The sequence below is a fragment of the Klebsiella sp. CN_Kp113 genome (assembly GCF_040064585.1).
GTDB lineage: Bacteria > Pseudomonadota > Gammaproteobacteria > Enterobacterales > Enterobacteriaceae > Klebsiella > Klebsiella michiganensis.
The window spans coordinates 12,750-36,763 of sequence record NZ_JBEAID010000037.1 but is presented as its reverse complement, the minus strand read 5'-3'; the positions used below and the strand labels follow the sequence as shown (position 1 = coordinate 36,763).

Annotated in this window: 21 protein-coding genes; 13 read left to right on the top strand and 8 right to left on the bottom strand. The window is 56.5% G+C overall.

Annotation, left to right across the window (positions count from 1 at the left end; all coding sequences use genetic code 11):
- Window positions 1-101: 101 nt before the first annotated feature.
- Together envZ and ompR are read right to left on the bottom strand one after the other, a co-directional pair.
- On the bottom strand, window positions 102-1,463 hold the full coding sequence (envZ, locus tag ABLV30_RS23485) for a two-component system sensor histidine kinase EnvZ (protein WP_004855221.1): 1,362 nt from the start codon (window positions 1,461-1,463) through the stop codon (window positions 102-104).
- On the bottom strand, window positions 1,460-2,179 hold the full coding sequence (ompR, locus tag ABLV30_RS23480) for a two-component system response regulator OmpR (RefSeq protein WP_001157751.1): 720 nt from the start codon (window positions 2,177-2,179) through the stop codon (window positions 1,460-1,462). Before ompR ends, envZ begins: the two co-directional genes overlap by 4 nt.
- Window positions 2,180-2,416: 237 nt before the next feature.
- Between ompR and greB the strand changes: the two genes are divergently transcribed.
- From greB to feoC, 5 genes are all read left to right on the top strand, one after another.
- Entirely contained in the window at window positions 2,417-2,896 is a 480-nt protein-coding gene (gene greB / locus ABLV30_RS23475; RefSeq protein WP_004106676.1) for a transcription elongation factor GreB, read from the top strand.
- Window positions 2,897-2,997: 101 nt separating this feature from the next.
- Complete coding sequence (locus tag ABLV30_RS23470; protein WP_032751610.1) at window positions 2,998-5,328, top strand: Tex family protein; 2,331 nt, start codon at window positions 2,998-3,000, stop codon at window positions 5,326-5,328.
- Window positions 5,329-5,739: 411 nt separating this feature from the next.
- The gene (feoA, locus tag ABLV30_RS23465; protein ID WP_004126281.1) at window positions 5,740-5,967 is read left to right on the top strand and encodes a ferrous iron transporter A; all 228 of its coding nucleotides are present in this window, start codon (window positions 5,740-5,742) and stop codon (window positions 5,965-5,967) included.
- 27 nt (window positions 5,968-5,994) lie between these two features.
- Window positions 5,995-8,313 carry a Fe(2+) transporter permease subunit FeoB gene (gene feoB, locus ABLV30_RS23460; protein WP_265801707.1) on the top strand — a complete coding sequence of 773 codons (2,319 nt, stop codon included), beginning with the start codon at window positions 5,995-5,997 and terminating at the stop codon, window positions 8,311-8,313.
- Window positions 8,314-8,322: 9 nt separating this feature from the next.
- A complete protein-coding gene (gene feoC, locus ABLV30_RS23455; RefSeq protein ID WP_014227148.1) occupies window positions 8,323-8,559 on the top strand; it encodes a [Fe-S]-dependent transcriptional repressor FeoC in 237 nt (78 codons plus the stop codon).
- Window positions 8,560-8,790: 231 nt separating this feature from the next.
- On the opposite strand, the gene ABLV30_RS23450 is transcribed toward feoC, so the two are convergent.
- Window positions 8,791-9,060, bottom strand: coding sequence for a YdgH/BhsA/McbA-like domain containing protein (locus tag ABLV30_RS23450; protein WP_014227147.1), 270 nt, complete (start codon window positions 9,058-9,060; stop codon window positions 8,791-8,793).
- Window positions 9,061-9,171: 111 nt separating this feature from the next.
- Window positions 9,172-9,954, bottom strand: a complete 783-nt coding sequence (gene bioH, locus ABLV30_RS23445; RefSeq protein ID WP_014227146.1) for a pimeloyl-ACP methyl ester esterase BioH — start codon at window positions 9,952-9,954, stop codon at window positions 9,172-9,174.
- Window positions 9,955-9,992: 38 nt separating this feature from the next.
- Here bioH and gntX point away from each other — a divergent pair, with 38 nt between their 5' ends.
- The 5 genes from gntX to rsmJ all read left to right on the top strand — a co-directional run bounded on the left by gntX (window position 9,993) and on the right by rsmJ (window position 15,974).
- On the top strand, window positions 9,993-10,667 hold the full coding sequence (gene gntX, locus ABLV30_RS23440; RefSeq protein WP_032694208.1) for a DNA utilization protein GntX: 675 nt from the start codon (window positions 9,993-9,995) through the stop codon (window positions 10,665-10,667).
- Window positions 10,668-10,725: 58 nt separating this feature from the next.
- A complete protein-coding gene (gene nfuA, locus ABLV30_RS23435; protein WP_004106660.1) occupies window positions 10,726-11,301 on the top strand; it encodes a Fe-S biogenesis protein NfuA in 576 nt (191 codons plus the stop codon).
- A 332-nt stretch (window positions 11,302-11,633) separates the two neighbouring features.
- The gene (gene gntT, locus ABLV30_RS23430; RefSeq protein ID WP_004134706.1) at window positions 11,634-12,950 is read left to right on the top strand and encodes a gluconate transporter; all 1,317 of its coding nucleotides are present in this window, start codon (window positions 11,634-11,636) and stop codon (window positions 12,948-12,950) included.
- A 209-nt stretch (window positions 12,951-13,159) separates the two neighbouring features.
- Complete coding sequence (prlC, locus tag ABLV30_RS23425; protein ID WP_014839726.1) at window positions 13,160-15,202, top strand: oligopeptidase A; 2,043 nt, start codon at window positions 13,160-13,162, stop codon at window positions 15,200-15,202.
- Window positions 15,203-15,209: 7 nt separating this feature from the next.
- On the top strand, window positions 15,210-15,974 hold the full coding sequence (gene rsmJ / locus ABLV30_RS23420) for a 16S rRNA (guanine(1516)-N(2))-methyltransferase RsmJ (RefSeq protein WP_265801710.1): 765 nt from the start codon (window positions 15,210-15,212) through the stop codon (window positions 15,972-15,974).
- A gap of 254 nt (window positions 15,975-16,228) precedes the next feature.
- Here rsmJ and dtpB read toward each other — a convergent pair whose 3' ends face one another.
- Window positions 16,229-17,695 (bottom strand): dipeptide/tripeptide permease DtpB, encoded by a 1,467-nt coding sequence (dtpB, locus tag ABLV30_RS23415; protein WP_025106828.1) that lies wholly within the window; start codon window positions 17,693-17,695, stop codon window positions 16,229-16,231.
- A 72-nt stretch (window positions 17,696-17,767) separates the two neighbouring features.
- Here dtpB and ABLV30_RS23410 point away from each other — a divergent pair, with 72 nt between their 5' ends.
- Window positions 17,768-17,941, top strand: a complete 174-nt coding sequence (locus ABLV30_RS23410) for a hypothetical protein (RefSeq protein WP_155774232.1) — start codon at window positions 17,768-17,770, stop codon at window positions 17,939-17,941.
- Between the two features lie 12 nt (window positions 17,942-17,953).
- Here the strand turns inward: ABLV30_RS23410 and uspA are convergent, their stop codons facing one another.
- Window positions 17,954-18,391 (bottom strand): universal stress protein UspA, encoded by a 438-nt coding sequence (gene uspA, locus ABLV30_RS23405; protein WP_004126268.1) that lies wholly within the window; start codon window positions 18,389-18,391, stop codon window positions 17,954-17,956.
- Between the two features lie 380 nt (window positions 18,392-18,771).
- Here uspA and uspB point away from each other — a divergent pair, with 380 nt between their 5' ends.
- Window positions 18,772-19,107: a universal stress protein UspB gene (gene uspB / locus ABLV30_RS23400; RefSeq protein ID WP_004855171.1), complete on the top strand. Its 336-nt coding sequence runs from the start codon at window positions 18,772-18,774 to the stop codon at window positions 19,105-19,107.
- Between the two features lie 66 nt (window positions 19,108-19,173).
- On the opposite strand, the gene pitA is transcribed toward uspB, so the two are convergent.
- A complete protein-coding gene (pitA, locus tag ABLV30_RS23395; RefSeq protein WP_014227140.1) occupies window positions 19,174-20,670 on the bottom strand; it encodes an inorganic phosphate transporter PitA in 1,497 nt (498 codons plus the stop codon).
- Window positions 20,671-20,899: 229 nt separating this feature from the next.
- On the opposite strand from pitA, the gene ABLV30_RS23390 reads away from it, so the two are divergent.
- Window positions 20,900-22,096, top strand: a complete 1,197-nt coding sequence (locus ABLV30_RS23390; protein ID WP_025106829.1) for an NAD(P)/FAD-dependent oxidoreductase — start codon at window positions 20,900-20,902, stop codon at window positions 22,094-22,096.
- A 34-nt stretch (window positions 22,097-22,130) separates the two neighbouring features.
- On the opposite strand, the gene ABLV30_RS23385 is transcribed toward ABLV30_RS23390, so the two are convergent.
- Window positions 22,131-24,014 (bottom strand): sigma-54-dependent Fis family transcriptional regulator, encoded by a 1,884-nt coding sequence (locus tag ABLV30_RS23385; RefSeq protein WP_025106830.1) that lies wholly within the window; start codon window positions 24,012-24,014, stop codon window positions 22,131-22,133.

Sequence of the window (24,014 nt, the reverse complement as noted above, 5' to 3'; positions counted from 1 at the left end):
GTCCGGAGGCGGTGCTGGCGCACCTCTCCGGGATACAAGAGCAATGCGGCGGCGTACAGCGTGGCGCCGCCGGGCGTTTTAATGCGGGCGTACCGGCAGAACTAGCTCTCTTTGGCGGGCTTTATCGCGGGCAGGGCGCGCTGCATCGGCACCGGCAGCCAGGCGCGAATTAATAATCCGCCGCGTTCGCTGGAGCCAAGTTCCAGCTTACCGTTATGGTTATCGATAATGCGCTGAACGATAGCCAGGCCGAGGCCGGTCCCGCTAATCGTACGGGCGCTATCGCCGCGCACGAACGGCTGGAACAAATGCTCACGCTGCTCCGGTTTAATTCCCGGACCGTCATCTTCCACCTGGAACCAGGCCCGGTTCCCCTCGCTGCCGCTGCTGACTTTAATCCAGCCGTTGCCGTAGCGGGCGGCGTTGACCACCATATTCGCCAGCGCGCGCTTGATGGAGAGCGGATGCACGCGCAGCGGGATCTCGCCCGGCTGCAGGTCGGTGGCGATTTCTCGCTCGTAGCCGCTCTCCGCCGCAATCACTTCCCCCAGCACCGCGTTAAGGTCCGTCAGCTCCATCGGCATCTCCTGGCCGGTGCGCAGGTAGTCGATAAACTGCTCGATAATGGCGTTACACTCTTCAATATCTTTATTAATCGACTCGGCGAGGTAGCCGTCCTCTTCGCCCATCATCTCCGTCGCCAGGCGGATACGCGTAAGGGGAGTGCGTAAATCATGGCTCACCCCGGCCATCAGCAGCGTGCGGTCATCCGCCAGCTGCTTCACGCCAGCCGCCATGTGGTTAAAGGCGCGGGTCACCGATCGCACTTCCGATGCGCCGTATTCGCGCAGCGGCGGGGGAATAATCCCTCGCCCGACCTGAAGCGCCGCGTGCTCCAGGTCGACCAGCGGTCGGTTCTGAATACGAATAAAGAGCCAGGCGCCGCCAATCGCCAGCAGCATGATAGCCAGGGTGTAGCGGAACAGCGGCGAGAAGTCGCCCTGGTGGATTTCGGTCAGCGGTACGCGCACCCAGATATTGGGAGAAAGCCAGGTTTTCAGCCACACCACGGGGGAGCTTTTGTTTACCTCGACCCGCACTTCGGTCGGCCCGCCGAGCTGGTGCGCCATCTGCTGACTTAAGAATTCATAATGCTGCGCCCAGCGCAGGCCTGCGTCTTCCGCCGCTTCGTTGGAATAGAGCGAAATGCCCAGCTCGCGGTAAATCTCGCGGCGAAACGCCGGCGGTACCACCAGCTGAGTGCCGTCTTCCAGCTGGAGTTTATCGGTCATCAGCATACGCACTTCGTAGGCCAGAACCTTATTAAACTGCTGGAGACTGGGCAGGATCGCGAAATTCAGCACCACTAAATAGGTCGTCACCAGGCTGGCGAACAGCAGGGTGACGATCAGTAACAGGGTGCGGGCAAACGAGCTTCGCGGCGAAAAGCGCACGCGTTTCATGCCTTAGAGCCGTCCGGGACGAAAACGTAGCCCAGGCCCCAAACGGTCTGGATATAGCGCGGATGCGCCGGATCTTCTTCCACCATGCGGCGCAGGCGGGAGATTTGTACGTCGATGGAGCGCTCCATGGCCGAATATTCACGGCCGCGAGCGAGGTTCATCAGCTTATCGCGGGATAATGGTTCGCGCGGATGGCTCACCAGCGCTTTCAGTACCGCGAATTCACCGCTGGTCAGCGGCATAGGCTCATCTTCGCGGAACATCTCGCGGGTGCCGAGGTTCAGCTTGAACTTACCAAAGGCGATAACCGCTTCTTCCTGCGAAGGCGCGCCCGGCAGTTCGTTAGCCTGACGGCGCAGTACGGCGCGGATACGGGCCAGCAGCTCGCGCGGGTTGAACGGTTTTGGGATGTAGTCGTCGGCGCCGATTTCCAGGCCCACGATACGGTCAACTTCTTCCCCTTTCGCCGTGACCATAATGATCGGCATCGGGTTGCTCTGGCTGCGCAGGCGGCGGCAAATGGACAGGCCATCTTCGCCCGGCAGCATCAGATCCAGCACCATCAGGTGGAAGGATTCACGGGTCAGCAGGCGATCCATCTGTTCAGCGTTCGCCACGCTACGAACCTGGAAGCCCTGCTCGGTCAGATAACGTTCGAGTAGCGCACGCAGGCGCATGTCGTCATCGACAACCAGAATCTTATAATTCTCTTGCATTGTTTATACTCCCAAAGGTTCACTGCAATTGTCAGTACGTATTCTCAAAAAAGCCCGGGTCGCCCACCAGCGAAATCTGGTATATATTCCAGGCTAAATTGTTACAAAGCATATTTAACAGCAGCTTAAGTATACATTTAAGCATAAGACACATTATTTATCCTGTTGGTATGATGACGTGCGACGAATTGTGCGCAGCATTGCACAAAGATCTGTAATCAGGAGCCGGAACCTTCGATGAAAACGCCGCTGATCACCCGTGAAGGGTATGAAAAACTGAAGAAAGAGATGGATACCCTGTGGCGCGAAGAACGTCCGGAAGTCACCAAAAAGGTGACCTGGGCGGCGAGCCTCGGCGACCGCAGTGAAAACGCCGATTACCAATACAATAAAAAGCGCCTGCGTGAAATCGACCGCCGGGTGCGCTACCTGACCAAGTGCCTTGAGCAGCTGAAAATCGTCGATTATTCGCCGCAGCAGGAGGGTAAGGTCTTTTTCGGCGCGTGGGTGGAGATTGAAAACGATGCGGGCGAGACGAAGCGCTTCCGGATTGTCGGCTACGATGAAATCTTTGGCCGCAACGACTACATCTCCATTGATTCGCCAATGGCGCGCGCGCTGCTGAAAAAAGAGGTCGGTGATTTAGCTATCGTGAACACCCCCGCGGGCGAGGCGGCCTGGTACGTGAACGAAATTGAATACGTCAAAGCCAAATAGGTCCGGAACATTCCGAGAGGCTTTGGTCGCGGCTGGCATTTTAGCGTGCCAGTCCGTATAACTATCCCCCTGATTTTTGATCCTAAAGATGAATTAAACCGATGATGAATGATTCGCTCTGCCGCATTATTGCGGGTGAACTTCAGGCCAGGGCTGAACAGGTAGAAGCTGCCGTTCGCCTGCTTGATGAAGGGAATACCGTGCCGTTTATCGCACGCTATCGTAAAGAAGTCACCGGCGGTCTGGATGACACGCAGCTGCGTAATCTGGAAACCCGCCTGGGCTATCTGCGTGAACTTGAAGACCGTCGTCAGGCGATCCTGAAGTCCATCGGCGAGCAGGGCAAGCTGACCGAGGCGCTGGAAAAAGCCATCAACGGGACGTTGAGTAAAACCGAGCTCGAAGATCTCTATCTGCCGTACAAGCCGAAGCGCCGCACGCGCGGGCAGATCGCCATTGAGGCCGGGCTGGAACCGCTGGCCGATCTGCTGTGGAACGAACCCTCTCACGACCCGGAAACCGAAGCCGCTAAATATATCGACGCCGACAACGGCGTAGCGGACACAAAAGCCGCTCTCGACGGCGCGCGCTATATCCTGATGGAGCGCTTTGCTGAAGACGCGGGCCTGCTGGCGAAAGTGCGCGACTATCTGTGGAAAAACGCCCACCTGGTGGCGACCGTCGTCAGCGGTAAAGAAGAGGAAGGGGCGAAATTCCGCGACTACTTCGATCACCATGAACCGATCTCCACCGTCCCGTCGCACCGCGCGCTGGCGATGTTCCGCGGCCGCAACGAAGGCGTGCTGCAGCTCTCTTTAAACGCCGACCCGCAGTTCGACGAGCCGCCGAAAGAGAGCCACGGCGAGCAAATCATTATCGACCATCTCGGCCTGCGCCTGAATAACGCCCCGGCGGACGGCTGGCGTAAGGGCGTGGTGAGCTGGACGTGGCGTATCAAGGTGCTGATGCACCTCGAAACTGAGCTGATGGGGACCGTGCGCGAACGCGCGGAAGATGAAGCCATTAACGTCTTTGCCCGCAACCTGCACGACCTGCTGATGGCCGCGCCGGCCGGGCTGCGCGCCACCATGGGCCTCGATCCGGGCCTGCGCACCGGCGTCAAAGTCGCCGTCGTTGACGGTACCGGCAAGCTGGTGGCTACCGATACCATTTACCCGCATACCGGCCAGGCCGCAAAAGCGGCGGTGGCGGTTGCCGCGCTGTGTGAAAAGTACAACGTTGAGCTGGTGGCGATCGGCAACGGTACCGCCTCGCGTGAAACCGAGCGCTTCTTCCTCGACGTGCAGAAGCAGTTCCCGAAAGTGACCGCGCAGAAGGTCATCGTCAGCGAAGCGGGCGCGTCCGTGTACTCCGCCTCCGAGCTGGCGGCGCTGGAGTTCCCGGATCTCGACGTTTCCCTGCGCGGCGCGGTCTCTATCGCCCGTCGTCTCCAGGACCCGCTGGCCGAGCTGGTGAAAATCGATCCGAAATCCATTGGCGTCGGCCAGTATCAGCACGATGTCAGCCAGACCCAGCTGGCGCGTAAGCTGGACGCGGTGGTGGAAGACTGCGTAAACGCCGTCGGCGTCGATCTGAATACCGCTTCCGTCCCGCTGCTTACCCGCGTCGCCGGTCTGACCCGCATGATGGCGCAGAATATCGTCTCCTGGCGCGATGAGAACGGCCAGTTCCAGAATCGCCAGCAGCTGCTGAAGGTCAGCCGTCTGGGGCCGAAGGCCTTTGAACAGTGCGCGGGCTTCCTGCGTATCAACCACGGCGACAACCCGCTGGATGCCTCAACCGTGCACCCGGAAGCGTATCCGGTGGTAGAGCGCATTCTGGCGGCGACTCAGCAGGCGCTGAAAGATTTGATGGGCAACAGCAGCGAACTGCGTCATCTGAAAGCCGCTGATTTCACCGATGAGAAATTCGGCGTGCCGACGGTGACCGACATCATCAAAGAGCTGGAGAAGCCGGGCCGCGACCCGCGCCCTGAGTTTAAAACCGCCCAGTTCGCCGATGGCGTAGAGACCATGAACGACCTGCTGCCGGGGATGATCCTCGAAGGCGCGGTGACCAACGTCACCAACTTCGGCGCGTTTGTCGATATCGGCGTTCACCAGGACGGCCTGGTGCATATCTCTTCCCTGTCGAATAAGTTCGTTGAAGACCCGCACACGGTGGTCAAAGCGGGCGATATCGTGAAGGTGAAAGTGATGGAAGTCGACCTGCCGCGTAAGCGCATCGCGCTGACGATGCGTCTGGACGAACAGCCAGGCGACAGCAATGCGCGCCGCGGCGGCGGTAACGATCGTCCTCAGGGCAACCGCCCGGCGGCGAAGGCCGCTAAACCTCGCGGTCGCGAGGCGCAGCCTGCGGGCAACAGCGCGATGATGGATGCGCTGGCGGCGGCAATGGGTAAAAAACGTTAATTCTTTCCGGCCCCTTTTGCTAAGGGGCCGCATTTCTTCCGGCATTCGCCATATTGTGCAAACAAGCATCAGTATTTTCTTATAACGTCGTAATAAGCGCGAATTACGGACGGCGATATTATTATTTTCATTTCGTTAACTATCGAAACTTTAATTAAACATTTAGTCATTAAGAATAATCATCACCTCCGCGACGGCGAGAAAAAAGAGTTTGCTCAATATCAACAAAAGCTCAATTTTCTCTTTAAAAAGCGAAACGGCCGCATTATATGTATTGATGATAAAAACTATTCTCATTATCATTATTTGCATTGAGTATTTTTTCTTCTTCGTTAGCTACGGTCCCTGGCGCCGCGTCTCCGGCGCATACGGAAAACTCTCTTTTCAGTTGGCGATAAACAAGTAGGTCCTATGCAATTTACACCTGATAGTGCGTGGAAAATCACCGGTTTCTCCCGCGATATTAGTCCGGCGTATCGGCAGAAGCTGCTGTCCCTCGGGATGCTGCCGGGTTCTTCTTTCAATGTGGTTCGCGTGGCGCCGCTCGGCGACCCTATTCATATTGAAACCCGACGCGTTAGCCTGGTATTACGTAAAAAGGATCTTGCGTTAATTGAGCTGGAAGCGGTTGCACAATAATGCCTGACCGGCACTAAGAGTATGAATATGAAAAAATTAACCCTTGGCTTAATTGGTAATCCTAATTCCGGTAAAACCACGCTGTTCAATCAGCTCACCGGCGCGCGCCAGCGCGTCGGTAACTGGGCGGGAGTGACCGTTGAACGCAAAGAGGGTGGTTTCAACACCACCGATCATCAGGTCACGCTGGTAGACCTTCCGGGCACGTATTCCCTGACCACCATCTCCTCGCAAACCTCGCTGGATGAGCAGATTGCCTGCCACTATATTCTCAGCGGCGACGCCGACATGCTGATTAACGTGGTCGATGCGTCCAATCTGGAACGTAACCTCTATCTGACGCTGCAGCTGCTGGAGCTTGGCATCCCCTGCGTGGTCGCGCTGAATATGCTCGATATCGCGGAAAAACAGAAGATCCGCATCGATGTCGACGCGCTGGCCGCGCGTCTCGGGTGCCCGGTGATCCCGCTGGTTTCCACCCGCGGGCGCGGTATCGAGGCCTTAAAAATGGCGATCGATCGCCATCAGCAGAACAAGGCTATTGAACTGGTGCACTATCCGCAGCCGCTGCTGCGGGAGGCGGACAAGCTGGCGCAGGCCATGGCCGCGGATATTCCGCAGCGCCAGCGTCTCTGGCTGGGTTTACAGATGCTTGAAGGCGATATTTACAGCCGCGCCTACGCCGGTGACGCTGCCCACAAGCTGGACGTGTCCCTTGCGCACCTGAGCGAAGAGATGGATGACCCCGCGCTGCATATCGCCGATGCCCGTTACCAAAGCATTGCCGCCATTTGCGATGCGGTCAGTAACACCCTTACCGCCGAGCCCAGCCGCTTTACCGCGGCGATGGATAAAGTGATCCTCAATCGCTTCCTCGGCCTGCCGGTCTTCCTGTTCGTTATGTACCTGATGTTCTTGCTGGCGATTAATATCGGCGGCGCGCTGCAGCCCATTTTTGATGCCGGTTCCGTGGCTATCTTTATCCACGGTATTCAGTGGGTTGGCTATACCCTGCATTTCCCGGACTGGCTGACGGTGTTCCTCGCCCAGGGGATTGGCGGCGGTATTAATACCGTACTGCCGCTGGTACCGCAGATCGGCATGATGTACCTGTTCCTCTCTTTCCTTGAAGACTCTGGCTATATGGCGCGGGCGGCGTTTGTGATGGACCGCCTGATGCAGGCGCTGGGGCTACCGGGGAAATCCTTCGTGCCGTTAATCGTCGGTTTTGGTTGCAACGTTCCGTCGGTGATGGGCGCGCGTACGCTTGATGCGCCGCGCGAACGTTTGATGACCATTATGATGGCGCCGTTTATGTCCTGCGGCGCGCGGCTGGCGATTTTCGCCGTCTTCGCCGCCGCCTTTTTCGGCCAGAACGGCGCGCTGGCGGTCTTCTCGCTGTACGTACTGGGGATCGTGATGGCGATTGCGACCGGACTGATGCTGAAGCATACCATTATGCGCGGCGAAGCATCGCCGTTCGTGATGGAACTGCCAGTGTATCACGTTCCGCACGTGAAGAGTCTGATTATCCAGACCTGGCAGCGCCTGAAAGGCTTCGTCCTGCGCGCGGGTAAAGTGATCGTTATCGTCAGTATCTTCCTCAGCGCGCTGAACAGCTTCTCGCTGAGCGGTAAGATCGTCGATAACATCAACGACTCGGCGCTGGCGTCGGTCAGCCGGGTGATTACCCCGGTATTTAAACCGATTGGCGTACATGAGGATAACTGGCAGGCGACCGTCGGGCTGTTCACCGGCGCGATGGCCAAAGAAGTGGTGGTGGGGACGCTGAACACCCTCTACACCGCTGAAGATATCCAGAACGAAGCGTTTAATCCGCAGACGTTTAGCCTCGGCGATGAGCTGCTGGCCGCGGTAGACGAGACCTGGCAGAGCCTGAAAGATACGTTCAGCCTGAGCGTGCTGGCCAACCCTATCGAAGCCAGTAAAGGCGACGGCGAAATGGCAACCGGCGCGATGGGCGTCATGGGCAGCAAATTCGGCAGCGCCGCTGCGGCGTACAGCTACCTGATTTTTGTCCTGCTCTATATTCCCTGCATCTCGGTAATGGGGGCGATTGCCCGCGAGTCGAGCCGCGGCTGGATGATGTTCTCCGTCCTGTGGGGGCTGAATATCGCTTACTCGCTCTCTACGCTGTACTACCAGACCGTCAGCTTTAGCCAGCATCCGCGCTATAGCCTGGTGTGCATTCTGGCGGTGGTGCTGTTCAATATCGTGGTCTTTGGCCTGCTGCGCAGAGCGCGTAGCCGGGTGGACGTCTCGCTGCTGGCGACGCGCAAAACGCCGTCCACCTGCTGCCAGAGTCCGGCGGGCGATTGCCACTAAGGAGCGATGATGGCGTCATTAATTGAAGTCCGCGATATGCTGGCCCTGCAGGGGAGGATGGAGGCAAAGCAGCTCAGCGTCCGCCTGAATACGCCGCAGCCGCTGATTGACGCCATGCTGGGCCGCCTGCAAGCGATGGGGAAAGCAGTGAAAGTGACCGAAGATGCCGATGGCTGCCTCTCCGGCAGCTGTAAAAGCTGCCCGGAAGGCAAAGCCTGCCTGCGGGAGTGGTGGTCGCTGCGCTGATTGGGCTGTGAAGGCAGGTTTCCCGGATTGCGGCTAACGCCTTATCCGGGCTACGAGTTTGTGCGGTTTTGGGCTTGGTAGCCCGGGTAAGGCGTTTACGCCGCGACCCGGGAGATTCGACCACAGATTTGTACGGTTCTGGGGTGGGTAGCCCGGACAGGCGCAACGCGCTGCCTCCGGAAACCGACTGCGGCGTATACCGCAAGCGGGTCCTGAGACCCGCTTTCCGGCTTACTTGTAGACGTCCGCGTTAGCGTGAACCGTTTTCTCGTTCTTCTCGCCTGCAATCACCACAAAATAGGTGCCGCCCAGCTCATCCGCTTTTTTCGACAGATCGCGCTTTGCATCCATCGGAGAGGTTGTTCTGGAGGTGGTAATCGAACCGATTTTGGTCAGGTTCAACTTAGCCACTTCGTCTTTTTGAATTTCCTTGGCGGCGAACGCGCCGAAGGACAGGGAGCCAATCACCAGAGATGCAACAATTCCTGTAACAAGTTTCATAGCCTCTACTCTCCATTAGGTTGTTTTTTTTAGGTCACGGGGCCAGCGTGAAATAGTCAACCCCCGCAACAACCTAAGTATTGCTGCACCCTGCGTTTTTACCACGTCCCGCTAAAAAAATTTATCGATCTCACGCTTCAGCTCGATCAGCGGAGCGCAAAACGCCTGCGGATGTGAAATGAACGGCGCATGGGCGGCTTTATCGAAGACAATCGACGTGCTTTTGGGCCACAGCGCATCGAGAAGCGGAATGATTTTACGCGGTACCAGACCGTCCAGCCGACCGTACAGGCGCAAAAAAGGCATGGCGAGGGCGGTCAACGGCTGGCGTAAATCGGCGGTTTTGAGGATCTCCAGCCCGCCGTTTAAAACGTCCGGCGACGGCATCGGTAGCGACAGCACCGTGCTCTTCAGCGCTCTCGCATCCTGACGCGCGCTTTCGGTACCCAGGGTTTGCAGCGCCAGAAAGCGTTCGACGGTGCGTTGAAAATCTTCGCTCAGCTGCTGCTGAAATCCGCTCAGCACGTCGGGCTTAATCCCGGGCCAGCTGTCGTGAGCGCTAAAGCAGGGGGAAGAGGCCACGGTGACCAGCGCCTGCACGCGATCGGGATGGGATAACGCGACCTGGCTGGCCACCAGCCCGCCGAGGCTCCAGCCTAGCCAGATAGCGCGCTCTGGCGCGTTTTCCAGCACCCGCTGGGCCATCTCTTCCAGCGACATCGCGCCAAAGCCGCCGCTGCGGCCATAGCCAGGCAGGTCGACGAGGTGCAGCGTAAAATGCGAAGCCAGCTGCGGCGTGATGCAATCCCACACTTTGGCATTCAGCCCCCATCCGTGCAGCAGCACAAGATGACAATTTCCTTCGCCCGTGGTCTGCCACGCGATCGTTTTCATCAGTTACTGTTCTCTTTCCACCAATACGAGGGGGAAATATGCTAACAGCACACAGCTTATGCTGGCTATGCCAAATGCCGCTGGCCATCGCCAGCTGGGGGATCTGCTCGCGATGCGCGTCGGCGCTGCTGGCGTCTGAACCGTTGTGCCCGCAGTGCGGCCTGCCGGCCCAATCAAGCACGCTGCCCTGCGGGCGCTGCCTGCAAAAACCGCCGCCGTGGCAGCGGCTGGTGACGGTGAATGACTATCGACCGCCGCTGAGCGGCCTGATTCACCAACTGAAATTCAATAAGCGGCCCGAGCTGGCCCCGGCGCTGGCGCGTCTGCTGCTGTTGCGCATTCGCCAGCGTCGGGATCTTCCCCGCCCGGACCGGATAATTAGCGTGCCGCTCTGGCAGCGTCGTCAGTGGAAGAGGGGATTTAATCAGAGCGATCTGCTGTGCCGACCGCTCTCCCGCTGGCTGGACTGCGCCTGGCGCAGCGATGCGCTAACCCGCCGGCGCCGCACCGCCACCCAGCATCAGCTCAGCGCCAGATTGCGCAAACGGAACCTGAAAAACGCCTTCCAGCTTGAATTGTCGCTCCAGGGCCACCATATCGCCATTGTGGATGATGTCGTCACAACCGGAAGCACCGTCGCCGAGATATCCCGCCTGCTTTTGCGAAACGGCGCCGCGACGGTTCAGGTATGGTGTATATGCCGTACCTTGTAGACCCCTGCTGATGGGCGTATAATAACCCAGTAAAATAGTCAACTATTAGGCCAACGCTATGATCCGTATTTCCGATGCTGCACAAGCGCACTTTGCCAAACTGCTGGCAAATCAGGAAGAAGGGACACAAATTCGCGTATTTGTGATCAATCCCGGCACCCCTAACGCCGAGTGCGGCGTGTCCTACTGCCCACCGGATGCGGTGGAAGATTCCGATACCGCGCTGAAGTTTGAGCAACTCACCGCCTACGTCGATGAGCTTAGCGCGCCGTATCTGGAAGACGCTGAAATCGATTTTGTTACCGACCAGCTGGGCTCCCAGCTGACGCTGAAAGCGCCAAACGCCAAGATGCGCAAAGTGTCCGACGATGCCCCGCTCATGGAGCGCGTTGAGTACCTGCTGCAGTCGCAGATTAACCCGCAGCTGGCCGGCCACGGCGGGCGCGTCACGTTGATGGAAATCACCGACGATGGCCTGGCGATTCTGCAATTCGGCGGCGGCTGCAACGGCTGTTCGATGGTTGACGTGACGCTGAAAGAGGGGATCGAGAAGCAGATGCTGAACGAGTTCCCGGAACTGAAAGGCGTACGCGATCTGACTGAACACCAGCGCGGCGAGCACTCCTACTACTGATTTCCCCGCCCGGCTGCCTTTTCGCGGCCGGGCGACTCTCTTCATGTTACCGCGCAACATTTCCCGCTAAGCGACCCGGCAGAAACCCGGGAAAGAGTATGACTTAAGTCTCATATTTGAAATTTTCACCGCCCAGGTGATTCTCAAACTTCATATGTTACCCGTATCATTCACTTCAGGCGCCACAGATAAAAAAATAGCCAGCTATCCTTTCTCTGGGTAAGGATAAAGCCAGCTTCTACGGCGTCAGACATTTTTTGTTCCGGTCGGAACGGATGAAGTCAATGTTGAAACTATGACGTTACCCATAACAAATTAAGGCCAGGTAAATCATGCCATTAGTCATCGTTGCTATCGGGGTTGCCCTGTTATTGTTGCTGATGATCCGTTTCAAGCTGAACGGGTTTATCGCTCTGGTTCTGGTGGCACTTGCCGTCGGGCTCATGCAGGGTATGCCTCTGGATAAAGTTATCGTCTCCATCAAAAACGGCGTTGGGGGAACCCTCGGCAGCCTCGCGCTGATCATGGGCTTCGGCGCGATGCTCGGTAAAATGCTGGCGGACTGCGGCGGCGCGCAGCGTATCGCCACCACGCTGATTGCCAAATTTGGTAAACAACATATTCAATGGGCGGTTGTGCTCACCGGCTTTACCGTCGGCTTCGCCCTGTTCTATGAAGTGGGCTTCGTACTGATGCTGCCGCTGGTCTTTACCATCGCCGCATCCGCCGGTATCCCGCTGCTCTATATCGGCGTCCCGATGGCGGCCGCGCTCTCCGTCACGCACGGTTTCCTGCCTCCGCACCCGGGCCCGACGGCCATTGCCACTATTTTCCATGCCGACATGGGTAAAACCCTGCTGTTCGGTACGATTCTGGCGATCCCGACGGTTATCCTTGCGGGGCCGGTTTACGCACGCTTCCTGAAAGGTATCGATAAGCCGATTCCGGAAGGCCTGCATAACCCGAAAACGTTCACTGAGGAAGAGATGCCGGGCTTCGGCGTCAGCGTCTGGACCTCTCTGGTACCGGTTATTCTGATGGCTATGCGCGCCGTGGCCGAAATGGTTCTGCCGAAAGGTCATGCCTTCCTGCCGATCGCGGAATTCTTCGGCGACCCGGTCATGGCCACGCTGATCGCGGTACTGATCGCCATGTTCACCTTCGGTCTTAACCGCGGTCGTTCCATGGAGCAGATTAACGATACGCTGACCTCCTCGATCAAAATTATCGCCATGATGCTGCTGATCATCGGCGGCGGCGGCGCCTTCAAGCAGGTGCTGGTCGATAGCGGCATGGATAAATACATTGCTTCTATCATGCATGAATCCAATATGTCCCCGCTGTTTATGGCATGGTCGATTGCTGCGGTACTGCGTATCGCGCTGGGTTCCGCCACCGTTGCGGCGATCACCGCGGGCGGTATCGCCGCGCCGCTGATCGCCACCACCGGCGTGAGCCCGGAACTGATGGTGATCGCCGTTGGCTCCGGCAGCGTTATCTTCTCCCACGTTAACGACCCGGGCTTCTGGCTGTTTAAGGAATACTTCAACCTGACCATCGGCGAGACCATTAAGTCGTGGTCGGTGCTGGAAACCATTATCTCAGTGTGCGGCCTGGTAGGCTGTCTGCTGCTGGGGATGGTGGTATAAGCTGCTTGTCAGCCTAAAACGAGCCGGGTCGCCGCGAGGCGAACCCGGCTTTTTTATGCGCTCTGGCCACAACGGCCAGACTTATCGCAGTAATACCCGCCTGCGCGCGGCGCCTGACATTGAAATTCAGCAAACTATCCCCCATTCTAGATCTCATGCTATAGCGCCGGACGCGCGCTTCATTCACCCAATTCAACAGGACTGCGCATATGACCAATCCATTACTGACGCCTTTTTCATTACCGCCATTCTCTGCCATCAAACCCGAGCACGTGGTCCCCGCGGTCACTAAAGCGCTGGATGATTGCCGGGCGGCGGTAGAGCGCGCGGTGGCGCAAGGGGCGCCGTATACCTGGGAAAATCTTTGCCAGCCGCTGGCGGAAGTAGACGACGTGCTGGGGCGTATTTTTTCCCCGGTGAGCCACCTGAACTCGGTCAAAAACAGTCCGGAACTGCGCGAAGCCTACGAGCAGACCCTGCCGCTGCTTTCGGAGTACAGCACCTGGGTTGGGCAGCATGAAGGCCTGTACAAAGCGTACCGCGACCTGCGCGACGGCGACCATTACGCCACCCTGAATACCGCGCAGAAAAAAGCGGTAGATAACGCGCTGCGCGATTTTGAACTCTCCGGTATTGGCCTGGCGAAAGAGCAGCAGAAACGCTACGGCGAAATCGCCGCCCGCCTCTCCGAGCTGGGCAATCAGTACAGCAACAACGTGCTCGACGCGACCATGGGCTGGACCAAGCTGGTCACCGATGAATCTGAGCTCTCCGGCATGCCGGAAAGCGCGCTTGCCGCAGCGAAAGCCCAGGCTGAAGCCAAAGAGCAGGAAGGGTTTCTGCTGACCCTGGATATCCCGAGCTATCTGCCGGTAATGACCTACTGCGACAATCAGGCGCTGCGTGAAGAGCTGTATCGCGCCTATTCCACCCGCGCCTCCGACCAGGGGCCGAACGCCGGAAAATGGGACAACAGCCCGGTAATGGCGGAAATCCTCGCCCTGCGCCACGAGCTGGCGCAGCTGCTGGGCTTTGACAGCTTTGCCGACAAGTCGCTGGCGACCAAAATGGCCGAAAATCCGCAGCAGGTGCTCGACTTCCTGACCGACCTGGCGAAACGCGCCCGTCCGCAGGGTGAGAAAGAGCTGGCCCAGCTGCGCGCCTTCGCCAAAGCCGAATTCGGCGTGGATGAACTGCAGCCGTGGGATATCGCTTACTACAGCGAAAAACAGAAGCAGCATCTTTACAGCATCAGCGATGAACAGCTGCGCCCCTACTTCCCGGAAAACAAAGCGGTTAACGGCCTGTTCGAGGTGGTTAAGCGTATTTACGGTATTACCGCGAAAGAGCGTACCGATGTGGACGTCTGGCATCCGGAAGTGCGCTTCTTCGAACTGTACGATGAAAAAAATGAACTACGCGGTAGCTTCTATCTCGATCTCTACGCTCGCGAACATAAACGCGGCGGGGCATGGATGGATGACTGCGTTGGCCAGATGCGTAAGCTTGACGGCTCGCTGCAAAAGCCGGTCGCTTATCTGACCTGTAACTTTAACCGTCCCGTCAACGGTAAGCCGGCGCTGTTCACCCACGATGAAGTGATCACCCTGTTCCACGAGTTTGGCCACGGTCTGCACCATATGCTGACCCGTATCGACACCGCCGGCGTGTCCGGCATCAGCGGGGTACCGTGGGATGCGGTCGAGCTGCCGAGCCAGTTTATGGAAAACTGGTGCTGGGAGCCGGAAGCGCTGGCCTTTATCTCCGGCCACTATGAAACCGGCGAGCCGCTGCCGCAGGAATTGCTGGAGAAAATGCTGGCGGCGAAGAACTACCAGGCGGCGATGTTTATTCTGCGCCAGCTGGAGTTCGGCCTGTTCGACTTCCGCCTGCATGCGGAGTTCAGCCCGCAGCAGGGCGCGAAAATCCTCGAAACGCTGGCGGAAATTAAGCAGCAGGTGGCGCTGATCCCCGGGCCGTCGTGGGGCCGTTTCCCGCACGCCTTCAGCCATATTTTCGCCGGCGGATACGCAGCGGGTTATTACAGCTATCTGTGGGCCGACGTCCTGGCGGCGGATGCCTTCTCGCGCTTCGAAGAGGAGGGTATCTTCAATCGCGAAACCGGCCAGTCGTTCCTCGACAACATCCTTAGCCGCGGCGGTTCGGAAGAGCCAATGGTCCTGTTCAAACGCTTCCGCGGTCGCGAGCCGCAGCTGGACGCGATGCTTGAGCATTACGGTATTAAGAGTTAATCCTGTTGTGAAAATTTGTTTAATTGATGAAACGGGCGCCGGAGACGGCGCCTTATCTGTTCTGGCTGACCGCTGGGGGCTGGAGCAGGATGAGGACAACCCGATGGCGCTGGTGATGACCCCGGCGCATCTTGAGCTGCGCAAGCGCGATGAACCGAAGCTTGGCGGCATCTTTGTTGATTTTGTCGGCGGGACCATGGCCCATCGGCGCAGGTTCGGCGGCGGCCGCGGCGAGGCGGTGGCGAAAGCGGTGGGAATCAAAGGCGACTATCTGCCGGATGTGGTCGATGCGACCGCCGGTCTGGGAAGGGATGCCTTTGTTCTTGCCTCCGTGGGCTGTCGCGTGCGGATGCTGGAGCGTAACCCGGTGGTTGCCGCGCTGCTCGACGATGGCCTGGCGCGCGGCTACGCCGACGCTGAAATCGGTCCCTGGTTGCAGGAGCGTCTGCGGCTGATTTACGCTTCCAGCCTGACGGCACTGACCGATATCACCCCGCGTCCGCAGGTGGTCTATCTCGACCCGATGTTTCCGCATAAGCAGAAAAGCGCGCTGGTGAAGAAAGAGATGCGGGTATTTCAGTCGCTGGTGGGGCCGGATTTAGACGCCGACGGTCTGCTGGCGCCGGCGCGTCAGCTGGCGACCAAACGGGTGGTGGTTAAGCGCCCGGACTACGCGCCGCCGCTGGCGGATGTGGCGACGCCTAACGCGGTGGTGACCAAAGGCCACCGTTTTGATATCTATGCCGGAACGGCGGTTGAGCCGCAGGGGTAAGCAACCTGCGTCAGAGCCCTTTCCCGGGGGCGGCGCGTTGCGCCTGCCCGGGCTACAGGTTCACCGCCGTCTGTAGGCCGGTAGCCCGGACAGATGCGCAGCATCGCCTCCGGGAAATTCGGCCACTCTGCACTCTGCTCCCGGGGGCGGCGCGATGCGCCTAGCCCGGGCTACGGGTTCTTGCGATCTGGGGGGGCTGTAGCCCGGATAAGGCGTTAGCCGCAATCCGGGAAACCTCGTCGACCGCACCGTTTTTACGCGCTTTTTGTATTAATCATCCTGTTCAGCCACGGCACCATGATCGCCATGACCACCGTTACGCCCAGGGTCACCAGGCCAATTTTGCTGAAGACATCGGTATAAATCGGCAGCGTCTGTAGCGGGTCGGTAATATTATCCGGTACGGCGGTAAAGGTCGCCACGTAGCCGCCCAGCAGGAACGCGGCCGCCTGGGTTAAAAACCACATCCCAAGAATAAAGCCCATCAGATGCTGCGGCACCAGTGCGGCAACCATCGCCAGCCCCAGGGCGCTAATCAGCAGTTCCCCCAGACTCTGGAACAGATAGACCAGCACGATAAACCACGGCGAGGTCAGCCCCTGGGCGTCGGCAAACCACATTCCCGCCGCGGCAGCCGTCAGAAAACCCAGCGCGCACAGGAACATGCCAAGGGTAAACTTCATCGGCATAGTCAGGTCTTTGCCCTTATTGCCCAAACGCGTGTAGATAGCGGCGAGGATCGGGCTGGCCACCACCACCCAGAACGGGTTTAGCGCCTGAAAGCTCACCGGGTTAATCGCGAAACCAAGTATTTCATGGTGAACGTTATTGATAGCAAAGAAGTTGAGCGAGGTGGGCATCTGCGCGTACAGAATATAAAACAGCACCGCTTCCAGCATCAGGATAAAGGCGACGAACATTTTATTGCGCCCGGTTTTATCCAGCTTGAAGGCCTCGCGGAAGAAGAAAATCGTCACCACCACTGAGAGGATAATCAGCACCAGATTGGCGATTTTGACATTATGCATTAGCCAGGCGCAGAGAAATATCATGACCACCGTACCGGCCAGCACGTACAGTAAATTGCGCAGGCTCAGCGGTTTGTGGTCCGGCTCAGAGCCGATATCTTTCACCATACCCCGACAGGCGAAGTAAACCAGCAGGGCGACGATCAGACCGGCGCCGCACAGGTTGTAGGTTACCGCGTAGCCGAACTTGTCGGCAATCACCGGCGCCAGCGACAGCGACAGCAGCGAACCGATATTGATCGACATATAAAACAGCGTGAAGGCGCCATCCAGGCGGGCATCTTTTGGCGGATAGCATTTGGACAGCAGGCTCGCCGGGTTAGCTTTAAACAGGCCGTTACCCACCGCAATGGTCCCCAGCGCGATGAAAATCAGATTGGGTTTGAGCAGCGACAGGCCGGTCATAAAGTAGCCTGCGGCAAGCACAATCGCGCCCAGAACCAGCGTACGTTTCGTACCCAGCAGGTGATCGCCGACATAGCCGCCGATGGAGATAAGGCCATATACCAGCGCGGCAAACGCGCCAAAGGTAATAAACGCCTGCTCCTGAGAAAAACCGAGCTGTTTAACAAAGAAAACGGCCAGGATCCCCTGAACGCCGTAATAGCCAAATCGCTCCCATAGTTCCACAAAGAAGATCATGAAGAATGGGCGAGGTTGCTGCAGCAAGCCTGTCGGTGCGGTTGAATTCATCTTTCTTCGCCTTTAAGTCCTGTCCGGAAAAGTATGAACGCGTATGCCAAAACGCGCTGAAAAAGGTTAATTTTGCGTAATGATATGATGTTTATCTATTTTGGCGAATTATTATATGGCTATATTGCTTTTGAAATGGTTGATCAACCTGGCATTGTGGCGATTATTTGGATTTATATGCTTTTTGCGGCGGGTGGGGGAAATAAAAACGCCCGCGTTGGCGGGCGTTGGTCATCAGCGAAATGAAATAACGTCCTGTTATTCGTCTTCTTCGTCGCGCAGCGGGACAATCAGCATATCCACGTGAACGGTGTTGATGAGCTGACGAGCCGAGGACATCAGTTTGCTCCAGAAGTCCTGATGGTGACCGCAAACCACGAGGTCCATATCATACTTTTTAATCGCATCAACCAGCACCTGGCCGAGATCGCCGCTGCCGCTCAGGGTCTCAGTGATCGGATAGCCAGCGTTGGTGGACAGCTCGCTTAACGCGTGGTGAGTCTCTTCGGAGATGCGTTTCTGCATGTCGCCCAGATTGACGTCAATAAGGCCGGTGTAGAGATCGGAGTAATTCACATCCACGTGGATCAGGGAAACTTTTGCATTGTAGGGGCGGGCCATAGAAACGGCTTTTTCTACCAGTACTTTGCTTTCCGGGGACAGGTCTACTGCAATGAGAATATGTTTGTAAGCCATGGTGTTACTCCTTCCATAAGTTGTCGATGACCGTTGGACCTGACAGCCAGCGCTGCCGCTTCGCCCGCGTCCTGCGTGCTACATTCGCGGGGGGGAGTCCTTAAGGACCTAATTGTAGAAGATATTTCTACCTTATAGCGCCCCTCGCGATCCGTCAATCCACCTTGTTCAGCGAATAGTTAAACAAATATATCCGACTTATGCATTGATAATGATTAACGTTGTGGTAAAAAAATTAACTGATCTCCTACACTATTTAATGAGCCGGTCGGATAAATAAACGTGATCGGAATCGCACTCTTTCACAGTACAGTCGGTTTGATATTGGGGAGCGGTAGTCCCGGAGGGAGCCTCCGAGGACGGGTCGCCGGGGAGGAGGTATGATCAGCACTGTTGCGCTGTTTTGGGCCCTGTGTATCGTATGTGTAGTGAATATGGCACGCTACTTCTCGTCGCTGCGTGCATTGCTTGTTGTGCTACGTGGTTGTGACCCTTTGCTCTATCAATATGTCGACGGCGGCGGTTTTTTTACGTCGCACGGGCAGCCCGGCAAACAGGTGCGCCTGGTGTGGTACATCTACGCCCAGCGCTACCGCGATCACCACGACGATGAATTTATCCGCCGCTGCGAGCGGGTTCGTCGGCAGTTTATTCTCACCAGCGCGCTATGCGGCCTGGTGGTAGTCAGCATGATTGCTCTGGCTATCTGGCACTAGCTTCACGATACAAAAAAAACGGGCCAGTTTCCTGACCCGTTTATCTTTCTTGTTTCTGATATTCGCTTAGATAATCTGCAGCGAGAGCCAGTACAGCGCGCCGGACAGCAGAATCGCCGCGGGCAGGGTCAGTACCCAGGCCATCAGGATGCTGGTGACGGTTTTCTTCTGCAGACCGCCGCCATCAACGAGCATCGTCCCCGCTACCGAGGAGGAGAGCACGTGGGTGGTGGAAACCGGCATACCGGTATAGCTCGCCAGACCAATCGATACGGCGGCGGTCATCTGAGCTGACATACCTTGTGCGTAGGTCATCCCTTTCTTACCGATTTTCTCGCCGATGGTGGTCGCCACGCGACGCCAGCCGATCATGGTGCCGATACCCAGCGCCAGCGCAACCGCCATAATAATCCAGATTGGCGCGTACTCGATGGTGCTCAGCATGTCGGTTTTCAGCTTCTTCAGCAGACGCTTATCGTCAGCATTCACTTCCGGCAGCTTAGCTACTTTGTCAGTGGTGTCGGAGATGCAGAGCATAATACGGCGCAGATGGCTACGCTGTTCCACGGAGAGCGTGTCGTAGCTTTCGGTACCGGTCAGCATCGTCTTCACGCGGTCAAGCGCGTTGATGGTGTTTGCCGGGTGGCAGTGGAACTCGCCGTTTGCGGCAGCCCCTGCGTCCGGAGACGGGATGAGCTGCTCGGCGCCGGTCGCTTTTTTCAACAGCTCAGGACGCTGCTGGAAGAAGGTTTCCACGTTGTTGACCGCATCGCGGGTACGGGTGATTTCGTAGCCGGAAGCGTTCATATTGACCACGAAGCCAGCCGGAGCCACGCCGATCAGCACCAGCATCACCAGGCCAATGCCTTTCTGACCATCGTTCGCGCCGTGGGAGAACGCGACGCCAATGGCGGACAGAATCAGCGCAATACGCGTCCAGAACGGCGGCTTTTTCTTGCCGTCTTTCTTTTCACGCTCGGCTGGAGTCAGGTGGATACGGGCGCGTTTTTTGGTTCCGCTCCAGTAGCGACGCAGAATGAAAATCAGGCCGCCCGCCACGACCAGGCCAACGATTGGCGAGACGATCAGCGAGCCAAAAATACCCATGACTTTCGGGATGTTCAGCGCGTCCACCACCGACGTACCGGTCATCAGGGCATTGGTTAAACCAATACCGATGATCGCGCCGATCAGGGTGTGCGAGCTGGAGGCCGGAAGGCCGAAGTACCAGGTGCCGAGGTTCCAGATAATTGCCGCCAGCAGCATGGAAAAGACCATGGCGAGGCCATGTGCTGAACCCATGTTAAGCAGCAGGTCGGTCGGCAACATATGCACGATGGCATAGGCTACGCTGAGACCGCCCAACAGAACGCCGAAGAAGTTAAAAAGAGCCGCCATCGCCACAGCAAGCTGCGACCGCATTGCGCGAGTGTAAATCACCGTTGCAACCGCGTTTGCGGTATCATGAAAACCATTGATCGCTTCGTAAAAAAGCACGAAAGCCAGAGCAAGCAATAATAGTAACCCGGTATGTAAATCCAGACCGGCAAATAAATGTACCATAGGACGTTACGCCATTTTGAGGACATGAACGCGGCGCATTATCAGTGACTTTCGCGGCGCGGGCAAAGTGAAATATAGACTTTTTTTGATTTTCTTCCTGTTTAAGTTTTACCTTGTTGGGAGTATTCCTATATCTTTCAATGAGGTACGCAAATCTGTTTTTTTCAGTCTGGTGCGACCAGAATGAAAAATTTACAATTCCCGACAATCGGGATATGAGGAATGTTGTGTGGAAAGGTTTGATGCCATCGTAATCGGCGCCGGAGCGGCGGGAATGTTTTGTGCAGCGCAGGCGGGGCAGGCAGGCTGTCGGGTGCTGCTGCTCGATAACGGCAAAAAGCCCGGGCGGAAGATCCTGATGTCTGGCGGTGGCCGCTGCAACTTTACTAACATGTATATCGAACCCGCGGCATATCTCAGCCAAAACCCGCATTTTTGCAAATCTGCGCTGGCGCGCTACACCCAATGGGACTTTATCGATCTGGTTAGCAAACACGGTATCGCCTGGCATGAGAAAACCCTGGGCCAGCTTTTCTGCGATGATTCCGCCGAGCAAATCGTTAACCTGCTGCTGGCCGAGTGCGAAAAAGGCGGCGTACACATTCGCCTGCGTAGCGAAATTATCAGCGTAGAGCGGGATGATGAGGGCTATACGCTACAGCTTAACGGCGAGACGGTGGCGGCGAAAAAGCTGGTGGTTGCCTCCGGCGGATTATCCATGCCCGGCCTGGGCGCCTCGCCGTTTGGCTATAAGCTCGCCGAGCAGTTTGGCCTGAAGGTGCTGCCGACCCGCGCGGGCCTGGTGCCGTTTACCTTGCATAAGCCGCTGCTCGAACAGCTGCAGGTGCTTTCCGGGGTGTCGGTGCCGTCCACCATCACGGCGGAAAACGGGACCGTCTTCCGGGAAAATCTGCTCTTTACCCACCGCGGGCTGTCCGGGCCGGCGGTACTGCAAATTTCCAGCTACTGGCAGCCGGGAGAGTTCGTCAGCATCAATCTGCTGCCGGATTGCCATCTTGATGACTTCCTTAACGAGCAGCGCGCGGCGCATCCCAATCAGAGCCTGAAGAACACCCTGGCAATACAGCTGCCAAAGCGGCTGGTTGAGTGCCTGCAGCAGCTGGGGCAGCTGCCGGACGTCACCCTGAAACAGCTAAACGTTCGCGAGCAGCAGGCGCTGGTTGAGACGCTGACCGCGTGGCGCGTCCAGCCGAATGGCACCGAAGGCTATCGCACGGCGGAAGTGACCCTCGGCGGTGTCGACACCAACGAACTCTCTTCGCGCACCATGGAGGCCCGCAAGGTGCCCGGTCTGTACTTTATCGGCGAAGTGATGGACGTCACCGGCTGGCTGGGAGGCTATAACTTCCAGTGGGCGTGGGCGTCAGCCTGGGCATGCGCGCAGGCTTTAGCGGAACAGAAATAACCGCCTGCTCTGTATCAGCGGACCCGGCTCCGCCTTATCCGCTGATATTGTGCTGCTTTAATTTGCGCCACAGGGTCGTGGGGCTGATGCCGAGCATCACCGACGCTTTGGTTCTGTCCCCGTCGGTTTTTTCTATGACATGGCTAATCAGCCGTTTCTCTTGTTTCTTTAATAAATCGGTTTCATCTGATGCCACGCCCGCGGCCGGGAAGTGAGAGCTCTCGTTGGCGTCATCCGGTGAAATTTGACCGATCTGCAGCAAAACGTCTTTGCTCACTCGATCGATGTCCAGCAGGACGATGAGCCGGTAGATAACCGCCTGAAGTTCACGAATGTTGCCAGGCCAGCTATAGCGATGCAAAAAATCCACCGCGTCGGGGGTAAATGTGATTTGCTTACCTTGCTGATAAAGCAGGTGCTGAATCAACAACATGATATCGCCCGGTCGTTGGCGTAAGGCCGGTAGACTCAACTCAAGAATATTGATTCTATAGTACAGATCCTGCCTGAACTCACCGCTGGCGACGAGCTGGCGCAGATCTTTATTGCTGGCGGTGATCAGGCGAAAATCGGCGGTGATCAGCGTATCGCCGCCGAGACGAGAGAATTGCTTCTCTTGTAACACGCGCAGCAGCTTAACCTGTACCGATAACGGCGCTTCGCTGATTTCATCGATAAACACCGTGCCGTTCATCGCCATTTCAAACACCCCCGGTTTTCCGCCCTTGCGCGCGCTGGTAAATGCGCCGTCGGCATAGCCAAAGAGTTCACTTTCCAGAATGCTCTCGGGAATGGCCGCGCAGTTAATCGCGATAAAAGGGCCGTGGCTTCTGGCGCTATGGTTATGAATACTCTGAGCGAAAAGCTCTTTACCTGTGCCGGTATCGCCCAAAATATGAATGGGAAGTTCGTGGCGGGCGCACAGTTTAGCTTTTTTTATTACATCGCGTATCGCCGGAGACTGGCCAATAATGTCGTCGAAAGACCAGGTTGTGGAAAAACCGCGGAGTTTACTTTTTTTGCTGATACTATTTTGCCAAAGTGAACTCTCCTGGTTTAATCCTGTAATAATGCTATAAGATGTTTGGCGGTTGGAAAAATGACGTATGGAAATAAAAATAGTTTGGCCGTTAATATCAACGGCCTGTTCTTTAATATCTAATTCGTTAATAATACTGGGGTAAATATCTTTAAATGCCTCTTTTTTGAATATTTTATCTCCGACATGACACTGGAATAAGCTCAGGCCGATAGCATTAATATTTATGATCTCACCCAACTGATCAATACACATGATGCCCTCACGTGCTTGATTCAGCGCGGCGTGGCTCATGATGAGCTTGGTATTTTCTCGGTTGAGATATTTTAATAGGCTATAGGCTTCATTGATGGCCTGCTCAATCGAAATATTATCGGTGTCTCCCATAATAGCATTGAGATTATATTTTTTAGCCATTTCAGCAACCGTAAGGCCGCCGATGACCGTATGGTAATCGTTCTCTGAAAGGTTTTTTATAACGTTTTCAATATCATTGTGGTTGTATACCTGGCAAATTTTAAACTCTTCGTTAGTCATGTTCTGATAATGACGTAAGGCATTACAAAATTGGGGGAAACCAACCGCGGCGATTTTTTGTGATTTGATTTTGGCCTGTTGTAAAATGCGATAAACGCCGTGAAAATCATGGGCGATCTCAATGACCGGGATACTAATATTGTTACGCAGGAGGGCGGCGGTGCCGCCTCGGCTAATAATTATCTTAGCGCCGGACTGGATCATCTCATTCGCTTTATCGAGAACATCAGAATAACGAAACTCATATACCGGAACATCGAGCTTCCTCTCAATAAGAACATTCATGATGCGTTGGGTTATTGTTTTGGAAACTGAAAAAATGACAATTTCATTATTCTTCAT

What these genes read in the sequence shown, in the direction of transcription:
- envZ (WP_004855221.1), bottom strand. Translation starts at nt 1,463, where the DNA reads ATGAAACGCGTGCGCTTTTCGCCGCGAAGCTCGTTTGCCCGCACCCTG.
- ompR (WP_001157751.1), bottom strand. Translation starts at nt 2,179, where the DNA reads ATGCAAGAGAATTATAAGATTCTGGTTGTCGATGACGACATGCGCCTG.
- greB (WP_004106676.1), top strand. Translation starts at nt 2,417, where the DNA reads ATGAAAACGCCGCTGATCACCCGTGAAGGGTATGAAAAACTGAAGAAA.
- ABLV30_RS23470 (WP_032751610.1), top strand. Translation starts at nt 2,998, where the DNA reads ATGATGAATGATTCGCTCTGCCGCATTATTGCGGGTGAACTTCAGGCC.
- feoA (WP_004126281.1), top strand. Translation starts at nt 5,740, where the DNA reads ATGCAATTTACACCTGATAGTGCGTGGAAAATCACCGGTTTCTCCCGC.
- feoB (WP_265801707.1), top strand. Translation starts at nt 5,995, where the DNA reads ATGAAAAAATTAACCCTTGGCTTAATTGGTAATCCTAATTCCGGTAAA.
- feoC (WP_014227148.1), top strand. Translation starts at nt 8,323, where the DNA reads ATGGCGTCATTAATTGAAGTCCGCGATATGCTGGCCCTGCAGGGGAGG.
- ABLV30_RS23450 (WP_014227147.1), bottom strand. Translation starts at nt 9,060, where the DNA reads ATGAAACTTGTTACAGGAATTGTTGCATCTCTGGTGATTGGCTCCCTG.
- bioH (WP_014227146.1), bottom strand. Translation starts at nt 9,954, where the DNA reads ATGAAAACGATCGCGTGGCAGACCACGGGCGAAGGAAATTGTCATCTT.
- gntX (WP_032694208.1), top strand. Translation starts at nt 9,993, where the DNA reads ATGCTAACAGCACACAGCTTATGCTGGCTATGCCAAATGCCGCTGGCC.
- nfuA (WP_004106660.1), top strand. Translation starts at nt 10,726, where the DNA reads ATGATCCGTATTTCCGATGCTGCACAAGCGCACTTTGCCAAACTGCTG.
- gntT (WP_004134706.1), top strand. Translation starts at nt 11,634, where the DNA reads ATGCCATTAGTCATCGTTGCTATCGGGGTTGCCCTGTTATTGTTGCTG.
- prlC (WP_014839726.1), top strand. Translation starts at nt 13,160, where the DNA reads ATGACCAATCCATTACTGACGCCTTTTTCATTACCGCCATTCTCTGCC.
- dtpB (WP_025106828.1), bottom strand. Translation starts at nt 17,695, where the DNA reads ATGAATTCAACCGCACCGACAGGCTTGCTGCAGCAACCTCGCCCATTC.
- uspA (WP_004126268.1), bottom strand. Translation starts at nt 18,391, where the DNA reads ATGGCTTACAAACATATTCTCATTGCAGTAGACCTGTCCCCGGAAAGC.
- uspB (WP_004855171.1), top strand. Translation starts at nt 18,772, where the DNA reads ATGATCAGCACTGTTGCGCTGTTTTGGGCCCTGTGTATCGTATGTGTA.
- pitA (WP_014227140.1), bottom strand. Translation starts at nt 20,670, where the DNA reads ATGGTACATTTATTTGCCGGTCTGGATTTACATACCGGGTTACTATTA.
- ABLV30_RS23385 (WP_025106830.1), bottom strand. Translation starts at nt 24,014, where the DNA reads ATGAAGAATAATGAAATTGTCATTTTTTCAGTTTCCAAAACAATAACC.